This window comes from Stenotrophomonas sp. 8(2023), from assembly GCF_030345295.1.
GTDB classification, from domain to species: domain Bacteria; phylum Pseudomonadota; class Gammaproteobacteria; order Xanthomonadales; family Xanthomonadaceae; genus Stenotrophomonas; species Stenotrophomonas muris.
This window is the reverse complement of record NZ_CP128404.1, coordinates 4,187,433-4,200,992: the sequence shown is the minus strand read 5'-3', so window position 1 is coordinate 4,200,992 and position 13,560 is coordinate 4,187,433. Positions and strand designations below refer to the sequence as shown.

Below are 13,560 nucleotides of genomic sequence, written 5' to 3'. Positions count from 1 at the left end.
AAGATTCGGCCATCAAGTGAACGATGGACGCCAATTCGCCGTGCTACTCAAATTGACGTTCTACTCAAATTGAATGGTGTCGGTTACACATGACCACGCATTTCCAAGCGCTACGCCAATTCCACTTGGGCATCCCAGGTGGTGCAACCATGGATGCTTCTGGAAAAACAGTGTGGCAGCAGCCACCGCTTGATTCACGTCAACTCGCACTGGTTTTCAATGTGACTTCCCCAGCCATCGGGGGCTGTGATATGAAGACGGAATCTTGCTGGAAGGCTCTTTCAAGGGGATGGGGAGAATGGAAACGATTGAGGAGGCTGATCGTCGTGTTTCCCTCGTCCTTTTGGGGGTGGCGAAGCGCATTCCCGAACGGGGCTCCGTGGGGGGCTGGCTCTGTTGCACACTAATGATGAGCCTGGCGCTGACGCCATCGGCAAGTGCCGAGACGGTCACCTACATTCATACCGATGCGCTTGGTTCGGTGGTTGCCGAGACCGACGCCAATGGCAACGTGGTCAAGCGCTATGACTACGAACCCTATGGGGCCGTTGTTGGCGGGCAGGTTGCGGATGGACCTGGATATACGGGACACGTGAGCGACGCTGCCACTGGGCTGAGCTACATGCAGCAGCGCTACTATGATCCCCAGTTGGGACTCTTCCTCTCGGTGGATCCGATCTCTACGCATTCAAGCACGAAACACTTCAATCGATACAGCTACGCTTATGGCAATCCGTACTCCTTCACCGATCCGGACGGAAGGGTTCCAGTAATGCCATTCATCTACGGTGCCGTCCTGGGCGGCCTCGCAGACATCGCGGTCCAAAAAGCCATGAATCCGGATAAGCCTATCGACAAAGTGGAGGCTGGCATTGCTGCTGCGGTTGGCTCAGTCTCCGGAGGCGCTGGTGGAGTGGCCGTTGCGGCAGTGGGTTCCGGCACGATTTCGGTAGGGCGTGCGGTTGCCATACAGACCGTGGTCAATGCGGTGGCGGGTGGTGCTGGCTCCGCCGCAGAGAGCGCAATCAAAGGGCAACCCATCACGGCGGAGGGCGTCGCTTCAAATGCGATTGGCAGTGCAGCGGGTGGATTGGCAGCCTCCGGGGTTGGCGTTGCCATGGGTGATTTCGCAGGCCCAGCTGCACGCGGATCACTCCAACGGCTGAGTCAATCCCGCGGCCCAGGTGGGCCGAACATGGCAAGTGCCACTGCGTCAACCGGAACTGCCATTCCCAGGCAATCGGCACTCCAGGGCGCGGCGTCCCAAGCGGGGCAGGGCCTGGCGGGAGCAGGGGCGACTGTCGTACAGAAGGACCTGGAGAAGAAAAAATGAGTCCCTTGTTGAAAGGCCTCCTAGGCACTCAGCTTCTCGCTGCGGTCTTTGGCGCTTCTTACTTCGCAGTTCTCACGTACCGCAATTACCCGGACGCTATGCATACGGGATTGCGTATTTGGGGCTACTTCGCGGTGATCTTCCTATTCCTTCATCTGTTTCTTGCGTTGAAGCAGTGGTGGGAAAATTCGCGTCGAAGGCGATAGGCGTGCCCCCTTCCGTGATCTCGTTTGCACCAGAGAACAAGTCGCCCAATGGGCGACTTGTGCTTTCTGCGGGGAGGTGCACCGGGCTGCAAGTGAAAGCATGCCCATCTCTACATCAGCTGCTGGAAAAAATGCGTTCACTGCAGGTCCATCGCGGCTTGCGTGTACTGATGGCCCTCTCGCTCGCCATGGGCCTGCCGGGGTGCCGGGATGAGGTGGAGAGTTCAACGTATCCCATTGGCCAGACGGGAGAGACGTGCACCGCCTACAAGGGCTTCGAGCGCCAGCCGCCTGAAGTAGTTGTGGCCGAGCTTGCCAAGCGAGGGTTGGATAGCAGCCGTTTGGTGCATAGGACAGTCTGCGGCCCGATCACAAGTTGGGACATTCTCCCCGCAGGGGCGTCGATCGATCGGATACCTCCGCCAGACGCATATGTAAGCGTCCACCTGCTGGAAGACGGCTCGGTTTCCGTCAGTACAGACCGCCCCTGACGTTGGTGCCGCCCTTGATGATCGAGCGGCGGGGGAACAGACAAAAGTACGGATGGGCTCGCAGGCGGGGCGAGTGGCACCCAGGTGGGCTGGAAGGGTGACAACGATACGACCCTGCGTGCTGAGAGCGGCACCAGGACAGCGGCGGAGTAGACATTGAGTTTTCCACATGTCAGGAGTACCCGGGAAATGTACAGATTCAAGGCCGAAGTCGTTTCCATAGAGGAAGATGACTACTGCATCGTAGTTGGCTTGGCCGACAGCTCGACGAATCCGTCTCGTTACGTGGTATTGCAGAACGCGAAGGCGTATGACGACCAGGACGAAGAGTTGGGCATGGCGCACGCCCATATCGAGGTCGGTGGAGGTCTTGAGCCTTGCTATGGCGGTCTGGTGCATATCTCTCTGCGGCGCATGGAGCTTGAGCTGTCTCTCTCCGAAAGTGCACAGAGGAAGCTTGGGATCACTGGTGGGATTACAGTGACACTGAAAACGTTGGAAAACGGCAGCAAGCTGGAGGCCGCGTTGCGGAAAATCTGTGTTGCGGAGGGTATTCCGCTTGATCTGAACTCGTCTGGACGGGATTGAGTTCATGCTGTGCCGCACTGCCTGCGAGAGGCGGGCTGAGCGGGGACAAGAGGCAGCAGGTCCGGACAGGCGAATGTGTTCCGGCTCATTTTCGAAGCCGGGGGAGTGGTATGAAAGCTGACGAATTTGTATCCGCTATCCAGCGCTATGTGCTTGAATCATCCGTGGGTAGTACGATCTCGAACCTGGCGTATCCACCGGGCCGTCGGGTGGCCCCAGACCTGTTGGCACGGTCCGAATGGTTCAACAGCTTGTCCGCTGTAGAAGCCGACATGTTGCGAGCCGTTGCCGGTGAAGCTGCCCGTTCGGCGGTCTTCGGGTTTCTGGCGGTGCTTGATGGCACCCGTGTCATCGATTCAGAGAAAGGCACCTTCGAGCTTCACCATGTGGGTCGCGAGAAGCGCCTGGTGAATCCGTCTGGCATCGATCTACACGACCTGCTCGAATAGGTGCGGGATGCGCGCGCAGCACTGACATGGAGCGTGGGACTGATGAAACTGAACTTCGTGGCGGACTGCGACTGGGAGTCGCATGTTGGCAGGATAAAAAGTCATTACGTAGAGCGCTCCGCCACATTCGAGTCCAGGAGCTACGGGAACGAAGTGGCTTCTGTGGCATTGCTTTTCGTGTGTCGAGATCCCGAGCTGGATTTCAAGCGAAGAGTGCAGTTTCGACGAAAGAAGGCGGAGTTCTATACCGATGTGATGCTTGACCTGCCGACCATCGTTCCGCTCTCGATGAAGGAGAAAATGCGGTATGTCTCCCGCGAATTGCTTGAGCAGTTGGCGGAGCAACTGGGCAGGGTGAAGTTCAAGGACTTCGACCATGCAAGGTTTCTGATGGATCTGAAGGTATGGCTGGAGGACATCGATAGCCGTTACAACGGCCAATCGTCGGGTGCATGGCACTATGCCTCGGGCGAGGCGTCCTAGTCGCTCCGGAAGTCGCCGATGCTCACTTGCTGGTCAATTTTCTCAACGGAATGAGGGATCCATTGCAGCGCTATCTTTGTGATCTGGATGTAACAGGCAATCTTTCGGTGGGCCGCGATGTCGAGCAGCTGCTCCCCGATCGATATGAGTTGGATCAGCGTGTGATTCGCTTTGTCTCCATTGAGCAGGCCAATCTGAACGCCTGGAGGGTTCGTCTTTGCGAAGTATTTGACAATGGAGCGCCTGGCTTCATCGATGTGTACGAGTTCGAGGCGGTGGATCCGGATCATCCCTTCGGTACCGAGTGGACGTTTGATTCGGTTGACGGCGCCTTGAGGTTCGCGCGGGACGTGCTGAGGACCAGTCAGGGGCGCTATGTGAACCAAGGACTGATTCAAGACGAGTACAAGGACCGCTATCATCCGGAATGGTGATACGCCTCTGGAACGAGTGGGCTATCCGCACATGAGTCAAGAATGCTCTGTGATCATTCTTTCAGATGGATGGACGAAGTTGTCATGAAGACACGCAGACTCATCTGGATTGCGCTGGGTATGTTGCCTGCAGCAGCAGGCTTCCCCGCAGGGAATCCACGCGTAGACTTTGTATCGAAAGCCTTCCGCGATGGAAGTTTCATCCCGCATGTCTACAGCGAGAGGGATTTCCTGCGCCGCTATGGTGATGGCGAGATGGTCGTGGACGCGGCAGGGCTGATACGGCGTAGATACCTGGATCCCACTACCCGATTGGAGGTGCTGATCACCTCCAACCCTGACGTGGCTCCGCAGTTCCGAACCATTGATGAGATCCGCGTTTCATCGATCAGCGCGGCGCAACCCACTGCAGGTAGAACCGAGAGCCTGCGCGGCATGAAGCTGAAAGGCGTTGCGATGGGTGATCCGGCGTCCGAGGCCATCGGCACAGCACGCAGATATGGCCAGGGGAAGACAGAGCAGGCAACGCTGGGGGGCTTCGATGTCGAGCGCACCTGTGGGTTCTCGGAAGGTGGATCGAGCATTTGCTTCTACGTTCGGGATGGGAAAGTGGTTGCGATGGCGCTGGGGTTTGGCCCCTGACCAGTTGCTGTGCCGCATGCGGTGCAGGCACAGCGCAACCGTGAGCGTCAGCCTACGAGGGCACTTCAGCGCTGAGGTAGTTGGTGGAAGCGGCCTGGCGGTTGGCTGGCGCCCCAAGCAGACACCGCTGCTCATCCAGCACCAACCCATTGAAGCGCCCAAACCGTGCCTCAACCCACGAAGGCCCCGCGCTTTCCACCAGCAATCGCCCCTGGCTCTGGTGCAGATCCAGCCAACGCTCGAAGCTGATGCGCAGCCGTTCGATATCCGGCGCCCGCCACCGTGCATCGGCGGGCATGCGGATCAGCACGCGCGAGGGCGCGTTCTCCACCTCCATAACCAGCACGCCCTTGCAGCGGATCTCGAAGGACATTACCCCGGCATGGCGCGCGTGCAGTTCAAAACCCTCGTAGGCCTTCGCGGTCACGAAGCCGAGTGCATCACTGTGCAGCAGGCGGTAATCGGCTGGCTGCAGCTTCTGGTAGGCCCAGACCTGATCGCCCGTGGGCTCGGGCCACTCCACCCACATCGCGCCGATCACCGCGATGCACACCGCTACAGCGGCCAGGCCATGCATCTTCATTCGTCACCCCGCACACAGGCAGAAAGGTCCGCGCCATAAGCGCGCTCAGTCCTTGGGTCGCATCCGCTCGTGGATGAAGGCGGTCAGCGCCAGATCGGCCATCACCAGCCCCTCCATTACCCGGTCGCCGACGTACTGCTCCGGCTCGCCGTTCTGGCGCGTGCGCTCGGCCGCCAGCAGGATCTCCTGCACGACGCGCTGGCCGGTGAGGGCGCAGTCGGCGTCGGACAACTGCATCTGCCGGCTGCGTAGAGGGTGCTGCTCGGGCCAGGGCTGGCCATCGGCCGCAGGGCCCGCGCCGATGGCGTGCAGGATGGCGATGAGGCTGTTGGGATCCAAGGCTGGCGCGGCCGAGGGCACTTGCTGGATGGGCGGCGGGGGCGGGGAGTGCGGTGTAGACATGGCGGGCTCCGTGCATGCAGGCGGACGCCGCCACCGATAAAGGTGGCGGGCAGAGCGTGGCTCGAAAACCGGATGTTGGGAACCGGCGGGTACAAGACCCCCACGCCCCGCCCGCCATAGCCGGCAGACGGATTGCCAGCGGGCACCACGCGCGATGGTGCCGGCTGGCAAGCGCAAACTACTTCCCAACAAAACGGGCTTTCGAGTCCCGACCACCGATGCACGGTGGCGCGGTAACGATTACCTGCAGTTGTTCGGAATGCCAACGGGTAGGGGTCAATGCCGCCAAAACCCGAGACGCTTTTGGCATTGTCGCATAGCACCTGAAGCGGCGAGAGCCTTGGCGTGCTAGGCGTAGCGGCACTTCTGGAACGGAGTCGTCAGAACCTTCCGTCAGAGATGTAGGGCGCGGCAAATGCGACAGCATTGGTCCGACGGTCGCTGATGGATGCCGCGTAACTCGCCTCCATGCGTGAGTGACTTTCTGCCTATTGACCCCGTGGGCCGTCACGCAGAATCTGACTACCGCTGTAGTCACCAGGAACTGTCCTGCCCGCAGCAGGAAGGTTCTGCGGCGTTTGAACGGACTCCACCCACTGGCGCAGGCCGCTACAAGGATCACTGCACGTGTTACGCCGCAATCGACTTCTTCTGTCTGCGGGTCTGCTCCCGCTTCCGTGGTTCCTGTTCTGGACCAGCGTTGCCGCCGTGCTCGCGCCGGGCTACAACCCGCTTGCGCAGCACGCCAGCGAGCTGCTGCAGGCGCCCACGCTTGCAAGCATCTGCGGCAGGATCGCCGCCCTCGGCTCCGGCGTGGGCTTCGTGGCGTTTGCCATCGGGATATGGCGGGAGTCCGGCCGGCGGATTGCCGTAGGCGCAATCTGCTGGGCGATCTTTGGCATCTCCATGCTGACCAACGGGCTCTGGCCCATGGGCCATCCGATGCACGGCTTCTACACCATCGGTATCGCCAACATCATTGCACCGGCGATGTCGCACATCGAACTGAGCGCGTGGTCGGCCAACCGAAGGGCGTACGCCGTGACCGCTGTGGTGAGCATCGCGGGGATTGTCTATCTCTGGTTGAACGTGGTGGGGGCGGATCCGGAGGGATTCAGGGGGCTGACACAGCGCCTGTTCTCGTCGATCAACTCGCTGTGGCCGTTCCTGGTTGCGCTGTACCTGCTGCGCAGGGATTCAAGCGCGCTGAAGGCGCAGGCTGCGCATTGATGGGGGCGCGCGACAGGAACATAGAGGGCCGAACAAGGACTTCTCGATTCTCCGGCCCCAGCTCAAGGTGATCTTCTCGGGATTCATGCCAGTGTGCTCGCTGTTCAAGCCGTGGGTGCTCTTCAACCATCTGTTCCTTGATGCTGGCACCACGGGTGGCAAGAGGGGGAAGGTCGTGCGCGCCTTCTGCTATAAGTAGCGCAACCGCGCCCAGAGAAGGCTCTTGCGATTGATGCCCGCTCTTGGCTGAATGCAAACGTGCCGGCGCCAGACAACGCGACCCGGAATGCTAGAGGCCGCTCTCGATCCGAAGCGGACGTTCGTCCCCTTCAGCCCTACGCGACACCTGCCAGTCCAGTGATTCGTCTACCTGAGGTTCTTGGTTCTCAATGATCGATCTGCCTTGTCCATCGTGTGGCTTCCTGACCCTGGAAGACGTCTACGGGTCCCATGCCATATGTCCGATCTGCAACTGGGAGGATGACGGAGTGCAACTTGCCAACCCCACATCCACCGGCGGAGCCAACGGCGAGTCTCTGGCGCAAGCGCAGCAGAATGCTCTTTCCAGTTTCCCCCTTGGCGTCGAGGTCGCAAGCGGCTTTCGCCGCGGATCTGGCTGGCGCCCTTTGTCCAGCACGGAGATCGGGCACTACGAAGCTCTAAGGGGCGGCAATCACTGGCACAGCAAGAGTGTCTCGTACGAGAAGGAGGCTTACTGGTCGATGCTGGGCGTTCTTTCGATCTGAAGCACTTCGCGGCTCAACTCATGGCGTTCGCGAATGTCCACCACTGGCCGAGAGCGGACATTGGCTCGCGCAGGGTATTTCCTGTGGATCACTGACCAGCCAGCGACCCGTAGCGGACATGGCCCAAATGTCTTGAACGTGGATTTCGCGGGGCTTCTGATCCTATGCCTGGATCTGGCCAATGCGCCGGCTTGATGGCCGAACCCAGCCGCCCTAGGATCGCGCTGTATCAGGGGAAAGTACGCCACATGGTGCTTTGTGGGCAGGTCGTATGACCGGATCCAAGGGTCCATCCATCAGGGAGTCAGGTCCCATGAGAAACATGACAGTGCTCCTACTCGTGCTTGCGATTGCCAGCCCAGCTGCAGTCGCGGCGGATCGCCCTTCGGCACAGGCCGTGCTCAATCGCGTTGCCAACGAAGGGGGCGCAAGGTGCTTTGGGACCTGTGGCAGCACGAGCGGGAGTTTGGGCAGGTCACCGCTGGCATCGAGTCAGGCGATCCTGCATGGCTTGAGGTTGCGGCTGCGCTAAAGCCGTTTTCAGATGCGGGCGCCTCGTTATCCATCAATTACGCGGTAGCCCGTGCATTGCCCAAAGCGCCTGAGCGGGTCTTGGCATTGACCACCCAGGGATTCAAGGTCGAGGACATCTGCACATCGCCGTTCATCGAGCCAGATCCGGGAGTCGCGGAGGCGTATGAACGACGTACGCTTGCGGCACTTTCACGCCTGAAGGGCACATCGGTTGCGTCCGTTGCGGCAGAATGCGCGGCGCAGGTCCGCCTTCCGGATGGGGCTTGATGATTTTTACGGCTGGGCTTTTTGGACATGTTCAAGTAGGGACCGGCCAGCCCTCCGTTTGAGCCCAAGCCGATTCCCCCGGTTCGGCCTATTCCGAAGCTGCTGTCGTCCGGTTCCGGCCGGAATCTGGCATCAACGAGGCCTACGCACTGGAATACGTTCCGAAAAGGACAGCTGGATTCCCATGGCAGCATTCGATCATTCCCTGGTAACCCTCCGATTCTTCGGCGACGACCTCCTGCCCGAAGAAGTCAGTGCCTTGCTCGGAGCGACTCCAACCGCATCGCATCACAAGGGCCAGGAACTCAGAGGCAACCAATCAGGCACCGTGCGTATCGCCAGAACCGGAAGCTGGCAACTTGATGCGGCGCGTCGTGAGCCTGAAGATCTGGAAGCGCAGATCTTCGAGATCCTCGATCAACTCACCGGCGATCTCGCCGTATGGCAGGCTCTGGCACGCTTCCGGCCTGATCTGTTCTGTGGCCTTTTCATGGGCAGCAGCAATGATGGTGTCTCGCTTTCGCCTCGCACGCTGCTCGCCTTGGGTGAGCGCGGCATTGAGCTCGGGCTGGACATCTATGAAGCCGATGAAGAAGTGCGCAACGCCCAGCGCCAGCAGGCCATCAGTTGATGATCTCCCCACTCCCCGAAGCAACAAACGCCTTCAACTGCCGAACGAACTCCGCGTCGTAGGCTTCCCACTCCGTAACCTCCCCAACCACCCGCAACGGCTGCGCACTCCGATACGATCGCGTCGGGTTGCCGGGAAACTTCTTGTTGGTCACGTTCGGATCGTCTTCAAACGGCCCGGTCGGCTCCACCACATACACGCGCGGCCGCCCCTCACCGCGGGCCATCTCCGCAGCCAGCCCGGCGCCCTTGGCAATGGTGGTGAAGTAGATGTGGTTCATCACCACGCTGTCGCGATAGTTGGAGCGGAAGCCCGCGCTCAGCAAGTCGCCCACGGCCAGGTCAGCGCGGGTGCCGTGATAGAACGGCCCAGCCACCTGGTCGCAGGTGTCATGCGAAACGGGTGTCCAGTCGGTGTCCTGTGCCATTGCTGCTGCCCCTCTCTGTGCTGCCGGATCGACAGGCCGGCGAGTCTAGGGCGCCCGGTGGGCCTTGCTGCAAGGCCCCATCCGGGAAATAATCTGTAAACGGGAGGCGCAGTGCGCCTCCTTTTTTCATTCTGCGGCGCCGCGCCCTTCCAGCTCGCGCACGGCGGTTTCCAGCGCGTCCAGCTTCTGGCGGGTCTTCAGCAGCACGGCGCGCTGCACTTCGAACTCCTCGCGGGTGACCAGGTCCAGCTTGGCCAGGCCGGCCTGCAACGCGCTCTTGAAGGTGGCCTGCAGTTCCTCGCGCGATTCGCGCAGGCCCGGCGGCACCAGGTCGCTGAGGCGACGGGCGAGGTCATCGATTTGATTCAGGTCGATCATGGGGTGCTCCGTGGGGTGGGCCCGTGCATCCGGCGCGGGCAGGCCATTCGGGCACAAGGATACTGCCGGCACCCACTGCCCGGACAGGCCGCAGCGGCTTCGCACGGGCCGCGTTCAGGCGCTATCCTCCACGCCGGAAGACAGGAGATAGACGATGAAGATGGTCATGGCGGTGATCAAGCCGTTCAAGCTCGACGACGTGCGCGAAGCGCTGGCCGAGCGTGGGGTCACCGGGATCACGGTGACGGAAGTGAAGGGCTTTGGTCGCCAGAAGGGCCACACCGAGCTGTACCGTGGCGCGGAGTATGTGGTCGATTTCCTGCCGAAGGTGAAGCTGGAAGTGGCGGTAACCGATGACCAGGTGGAGGCGGTGGTTGAGGCCATCGTGAAGGCCGCCGGCACCGGCAAGATTGGGGACGGCAAGGTGTTCGTGTACGACCTGGGCAGCGTGGTGCGTATCCGTACCGGCGAGTTGGACGCGGACGCGTTGTAACCCGCTCGGCGGGATGTTGTAGAGCCGAGCCCATGCTCGGCTGCATTTCGCGCGATGCAGGAACAGCAGCCGAGCGCGGGCTCGGCTCTACAAAGAGCGGTAAAGCGGTCGAGCGAGCTCGACCCCTACCGCCGCTTGGCCCACTTGTAGAACCGCTTCCAGCCCTGGCGCACGGCGGCGACCCAGCCCGGGTCGGCCACCAATGCGGCCTGCGCGGCGCTCGGCGCCTGGCCGGTCACGCGCTGGCGGATCTTCAGCAGGTTCTTCATGTCGCTGCGGCGCATCTGCCGGCTCAGCGGGCCGCGGCGCAGCCAGCGGGGTACGCGCCAGGCGGAGGTGAAATCCAGTAGCACCGGCACGCCGCCACTGACCACCACGTTGGTGCCATGCAGGTCGTTGTGGGTGATGCCGGCGGCGTGCAGACGGCTGAGCGCGTGTTGCAGCTGCTCGAACACTTCATTGCCCACGGCCTGCGCGGTGCTCAGGGTCTGGCCCGGGATGAACTCCATACCCAGTGCCAGGCCACCGAGGGTGCCGAGCAGCGCGGGGGCATGCTTCCAGCCGCCGAGGCGCTGCAGCATGCGGGCCTCGCGGCGCACCATCAGTCGCGCGATCAGCGAAACGGGAGTGCCGCGGTAGCGGGAGTAGTCCTTGATGACCGCCTCGCGCCCGTCCAGGCAGGTGCGGTAGACGTCGGGGGCCAGGAAACGTTCGCCGCGCTTGAGCAGCAGCGGGGAGGCGGCATCATTGCCGCAGGAGGAGGGGGGAAGAGCAGGAAGATGCATGTCGGGGTCTCGGACGACCCGGTGGGTGGCGCAAAGCGTCAAGCGAACCGGTGTTACAGGGAGTTACTAAGTTTTCGTTAATTTTAGTACTCGCCAGTTCGCTATTCCACGATTTGTCGGAGAAATGTCGGGGTCGTGGCTGGAACAGTTCGTCACGCAGAATCGGACAATTCCGTCTCACTTATAAGGTTTGCCCCGCTGAATCAATGAGTTGGGCGCGCTTCCAGCCCATTCATCGGCGGCGCGCTGAACGCCACGCACGTCCAGCTTGACCCCGGCGCACGCCCTGCCGACCATAAGCTGTTAACCCGCGACATCGGCGGCCGCCCCCCTCCGGCACGTCCCCGTCCCCTGCCGCGTTCCGAACCGGTGCTGGCCGCCTGGCCGTGCATCGCCCCGTTTCCCGTTCCGGCCGCGGCTGGAGGAAAGTGCTTTGATCATCAAAATCGTCATTGCAGCGCTGTTCGTGGCCTGCGTGCTGTACATCCACTTCCGTGGCAAGGTCCGCGCGCGCTGGTCGCGCCAGCTGCTGGACCACTCCAGTTTCATGGCCCCGATCAACGTGGTCATGTACATGTTCTCGAAGGTGCCGACCACGCCGTTCCTGGACCCGGGCAAAGAGTTCCCGCAGCTGGAGCCGCTGCGCCAGAACTGGCAGATGATCCGCGACGAGGCGCTGGCGCTGCGCGACGCGCAGAAGATCGCTGCCTCCAGCACGTTCAACGATGCCGGCTTCAATTCGTTCTTCCGTCGTGGCTGGAAGCGCTTCTACCTGAAGTGGTACGGCCCGTCGCACCCGTCGGCGAAGACGCTGTGCCCGAAGACCACGGCGCTGATCGAGTCGATCCCGGACGTGCGTGCGGCGATGTTCGCGCAGCTGCCACCGGGAAGTGAGCTGCGCCCGCACCGCGACCCGTTCGCTGGCTCGCTGCGCCTGCACTTGGGCCTGAGCACGCCCAACGACGATGCCTGCTACATCGAAGTGGACGGCATCAAGAAGAGCTGGCGCGACGGCGAGTGGATGATGTTCGACGAGACCTACATCCACCATGCGCACAACGAGACGCAGCAGGACCGGGTGATCCTGTTCTGCGACATCGCCCGCCCGCTGCGCTTCGGCCTGCCGGGCCTGTTCAACCGCGCGGTGGCGGCCACGCTGCTGGCCGGTGGTGCATCGCCGAACCTGCCGGGTGACCCGACCGGTGGCGTCAACAAGGCGTTCGGCAGTGTGTACAAGGTGCGCCTGAAGGCCAAGGCACTGCGCGAGCGCAGCGTGGTGGCCTACCAGCTGATCAAGTGGGGCCTGGTGGTGGCGGTGATTGCGGGCATCTGGGCGCTTTGACTGTAGAGCCGAGCCCATGCTCGGCTGGGTTTACCGCAACCTGTCCGAAGAGCAGCCGAGCGTGGGCTCGGCTCTACAGAAGGCAGAAAACCCGCGCTGTCGCCAGCGCGGGTTTTTGTTTGGATCAACCCTTCAATGCCGCCTGTACGAACGGCGGGGTCACCAGCACGCCGGTGTGCAGCGCGGCGGTGTAGTACAGGGTGTTGAAGGTCTTGGCGGCCGAGTCGGCCTGGCGGAAGTCGAAGCTGCTGTCGCCCTTGCGCGCCATGGTCACGCTCCACCAGCCGGTGGGGTAGCACGGCTGCGGGAACGGCAGGGTCTTGAACGAACCGAAGCCGGCCTTGCCCATCTCGGTGCGCATTTCGTTGATCAAGTCCAGCTGCATCAGCGGCGATTCGGACTGCTGCACCAGGATGCCGTCGTCCTTCAGGGCCTTGAAGCAGCTCTCGTAGAAGGCCTTGTTGAACAGGCCTTCGCCGGGGCCGACCGGGTCGGTCGAATCGACGATCACCACGTCCACGCTGCCGGCCGGGCAGTTGGCCATGTAGGCCACGCCGTCGTCGAACAGCAGCTCGGCGCGGGCGTCATCGTTGGAGTCGCACAGTTCCGGGAAGTGCTTGCGCGCCATCACGGTGACCTGCTCGTCGATGTCGCACTGGGTCACGCTCTCCACGCCGCTGTGCTTGAGCACTTCGCGCAGGGTGCCGCAGTCGCCGCCACCGATGATCACCACGCGCTTGGGTGCGGCATGGGTGAACAGCACCGGGTGGCTGATCATCTCGTGGTAGAAGAAGTTGTCCTTGCTGGTCAGCATGATGGCCCCGTCGATGGTCATCAGGTTGCCCCAGTCGGTGGTCTGGAAGATCTCGATCTTCTGGAACGGCGACTGCACCTCGTCCAGCTTGCCGGTGATGCGGTAGCCGATGGCCGAGCCGGTGCGCTCGAAGTGTTCGATGTACCAGTTGTTGCTGTCAGTCATTGGAAAACAGTCCTGTTCGGAGGGGTGGAGCCGGGCTGGCGGGCGGGGCCGCGTGGCACAGATGCCACATCCGGACGGATCGGCCCGTTCAGGTTGGAACCTGTCACGGGCGCGGGCGCGCATGATAACGAACCTGT

At 61.8% G+C, this 13,560-nt stretch carries 17 protein-coding genes; 11 read left to right on the top strand and 6 right to left on the bottom strand.

The genetic code is table 11. The annotated features are described in order from the left end of the window. Positions 1-409 precede the first annotated feature (409 nt). From QP609_RS19455 to QP609_RS19430, 6 genes are all read left to right on the top strand, one after another. Complete coding sequence (locus QP609_RS19455; protein WP_227863693.1) at positions 410-1,333, top strand: RHS repeat-associated core domain-containing protein; 924 nt, start codon at positions 410-412, stop codon at positions 1,331-1,333. A gap of 886 nt (positions 1,334-2,219) precedes the next feature. Beyond that, positions 2,220-2,618, top strand: coding sequence for an Imm10 family immunity protein (locus tag QP609_RS19450; protein ID WP_197621527.1), 399 nt, complete (start codon positions 2,220-2,222; stop codon positions 2,616-2,618). 110 nt (positions 2,619-2,728) lie between these two features. Beyond that, a complete protein-coding gene (locus tag QP609_RS19445; protein ID WP_134709220.1) occupies positions 2,729-3,067 on the top strand; it encodes a hypothetical protein in 339 nt (112 codons plus the stop codon). 42 nt (positions 3,068-3,109) lie between these two features. Further along, positions 3,110-3,550 (top strand): hypothetical protein, encoded by a 441-nt coding sequence (locus QP609_RS19440; protein WP_049441965.1) that lies wholly within the window; start codon positions 3,110-3,112, stop codon positions 3,548-3,550. A gap of 26 nt (positions 3,551-3,576) precedes the next feature. Further along, positions 3,577-3,984 carry a hypothetical protein gene (locus QP609_RS19435; protein ID WP_157804659.1) on the top strand — a complete coding sequence of 136 codons (408 nt, stop codon included), beginning with the start codon at positions 3,577-3,579 and terminating at the stop codon, positions 3,982-3,984. A gap of 84 nt (positions 3,985-4,068) precedes the next feature. Beyond that, on the top strand, positions 4,069-4,626 hold the full coding sequence (locus tag QP609_RS19430; protein ID WP_197556601.1) for a hypothetical protein: 558 nt from the start codon (positions 4,069-4,071) through the stop codon (positions 4,624-4,626). A 52-nt stretch (positions 4,627-4,678) separates the two neighbouring features. Here QP609_RS19430 and QP609_RS19425 read toward each other — a convergent pair whose 3' ends face one another. Both QP609_RS19425 and QP609_RS19420 read right to left on the bottom strand, forming a co-directional pair. Continuing rightward, entirely contained in the window at positions 4,679-5,209 is a 531-nt protein-coding gene (locus tag QP609_RS19425; protein ID WP_197621528.1) for a cold-shock protein, read from the bottom strand. Positions 5,210-5,254: 45 nt separating this feature from the next. Beyond that, positions 5,255-5,611: a hypothetical protein gene (locus tag QP609_RS19420; RefSeq protein WP_142235089.1), complete on the bottom strand. Its 357-nt coding sequence runs from the start codon at positions 5,609-5,611 to the stop codon at positions 5,255-5,257. A gap of 627 nt (positions 5,612-6,238) precedes the next feature. Here QP609_RS19420 and QP609_RS19415 point away from each other — a divergent pair. The 3 genes from QP609_RS19415 to QP609_RS19405 all read left to right on the top strand — a co-directional run bounded on the left by QP609_RS19415 (position 6,239) and on the right by QP609_RS19405 (position 9,019). Further along, on the top strand, positions 6,239-6,841 hold the full coding sequence (locus QP609_RS19415) for a DUF998 domain-containing protein (protein ID WP_164077395.1): 603 nt from the start codon (positions 6,239-6,241) through the stop codon (positions 6,839-6,841). A 389-nt stretch (positions 6,842-7,230) separates the two neighbouring features. After that, positions 7,231-7,587, top strand: a complete 357-nt coding sequence (locus QP609_RS19410; RefSeq protein WP_032958808.1) for a CPCC family cysteine-rich protein — start codon at positions 7,231-7,233, stop codon at positions 7,585-7,587. A 985-nt stretch (positions 7,588-8,572) separates the two neighbouring features. Next, positions 8,573-9,019: a DUF4279 domain-containing protein gene (locus QP609_RS19405; protein ID WP_164077396.1), complete on the top strand. Its 447-nt coding sequence runs from the start codon at positions 8,573-8,575 to the stop codon at positions 9,017-9,019. Here QP609_RS19405 and arr read toward each other — a convergent pair. Further along, the gene (gene arr, locus QP609_RS19400) at positions 9,012-9,446 is read right to left on the bottom strand and encodes an NAD(+)--rifampin ADP-ribosyltransferase (RefSeq protein ID WP_014648712.1); all 435 of its coding nucleotides are present in this window, start codon (positions 9,444-9,446) and stop codon (positions 9,012-9,014) included. The genes QP609_RS19405 and arr overlap by 8 nt on opposite strands. 126 nt (positions 9,447-9,572) lie before the next feature. Beyond that, positions 9,573-9,824, bottom strand: a complete 252-nt coding sequence (locus QP609_RS19395) for an accessory factor UbiK family protein (protein WP_005419983.1) — start codon at positions 9,822-9,824, stop codon at positions 9,573-9,575. 154 nt (positions 9,825-9,978) lie between these two features. Between QP609_RS19395 and QP609_RS19390 the strand changes: the two genes are divergently transcribed. After that, the gene (locus QP609_RS19390; protein WP_005411374.1) at positions 9,979-10,317 is read left to right on the top strand and encodes a P-II family nitrogen regulator; all 339 of its coding nucleotides are present in this window, start codon (positions 9,979-9,981) and stop codon (positions 10,315-10,317) included. Positions 10,318-10,442: 125 nt separating this feature from the next. Here QP609_RS19390 and QP609_RS19385 read toward each other — a convergent pair whose 3' ends face one another. Next, positions 10,443-11,102 carry an RIO1 family regulatory kinase/ATPase gene (locus QP609_RS19385; RefSeq protein WP_049406658.1) on the bottom strand — a complete coding sequence of 220 codons (660 nt, stop codon included), beginning with the start codon at positions 11,100-11,102 and terminating at the stop codon, positions 10,443-10,445. 436 nt (positions 11,103-11,538) lie between these two features. Between QP609_RS19385 and QP609_RS19380 the strand changes: the two genes are divergently transcribed. Continuing rightward, complete coding sequence (locus QP609_RS19380) at positions 11,539-12,444, top strand: aspartyl/asparaginyl beta-hydroxylase domain-containing protein (protein ID WP_032954620.1); 906 nt, start codon at positions 11,539-11,541, stop codon at positions 12,442-12,444. A gap of 124 nt (positions 12,445-12,568) precedes the next feature. Here QP609_RS19380 and speE read toward each other — a convergent pair whose 3' ends face one another. After that, the gene (speE, locus tag QP609_RS19375; protein WP_014648709.1) at positions 12,569-13,423 is read right to left on the bottom strand and encodes a polyamine aminopropyltransferase; all 855 of its coding nucleotides are present in this window, start codon (positions 13,421-13,423) and stop codon (positions 12,569-12,571) included. Positions 13,424-13,560 lie beyond the last annotated feature (137 nt).

Coding starts and splice junctions, on each gene's coding strand:
- QP609_RS19455 (WP_227863693.1), top strand. CDS start 410: ATGAGCCTGGCGCTGACGCCATCGGCAAGTGCCGAGACGGTCACCTAC.
- QP609_RS19450 (WP_197621527.1), top strand. CDS start 2,220: ATGTACAGATTCAAGGCCGAAGTCGTTTCCATAGAGGAAGATGACTAC.
- QP609_RS19445 (WP_134709220.1), top strand. CDS start 2,729: ATGAAAGCTGACGAATTTGTATCCGCTATCCAGCGCTATGTGCTTGAA.
- QP609_RS19440 (WP_049441965.1), top strand. CDS start 3,110: ATGAAACTGAACTTCGTGGCGGACTGCGACTGGGAGTCGCATGTTGGC.
- QP609_RS19430 (WP_197556601.1), top strand. CDS start 4,069: ATGAAGACACGCAGACTCATCTGGATTGCGCTGGGTATGTTGCCTGCA.
- QP609_RS19425 (WP_197621528.1), bottom strand. CDS start 5,209: ATGAAGATGCATGGCCTGGCCGCTGTAGCGGTGTGCATCGCGGTGATC.
- QP609_RS19420 (WP_142235089.1), bottom strand. CDS start 5,611: ATGTCTACACCGCACTCCCCGCCCCCGCCGCCCATCCAGCAAGTGCCC.
- QP609_RS19410 (WP_032958808.1), top strand. CDS start 7,231: ATGATCGATCTGCCTTGTCCATCGTGTGGCTTCCTGACCCTGGAAGAC.
- QP609_RS19405 (WP_164077396.1), top strand. CDS start 8,573: ATGGCAGCATTCGATCATTCCCTGGTAACCCTCCGATTCTTCGGCGAC.
- arr (WP_014648712.1), bottom strand. CDS start 9,446: ATGGCACAGGACACCGACTGGACACCCGTTTCGCATGACACCTGCGAC.
- QP609_RS19395 (WP_005419983.1), bottom strand. CDS start 9,824: ATGATCGACCTGAATCAAATCGATGACCTCGCCCGTCGCCTCAGCGAC.
- QP609_RS19390 (WP_005411374.1), top strand. CDS start 9,979: ATGAAGATGGTCATGGCGGTGATCAAGCCGTTCAAGCTCGACGACGTG.
- QP609_RS19385 (WP_049406658.1), bottom strand. CDS start 11,102: ATGCATCTTCCTGCTCTTCCCCCCTCCTCCTGCGGCAATGATGCCGCC.
- speE (WP_014648709.1), bottom strand. CDS start 13,423: ATGACTGACAGCAACAACTGGTACATCGAACACTTCGAGCGCACCGGC.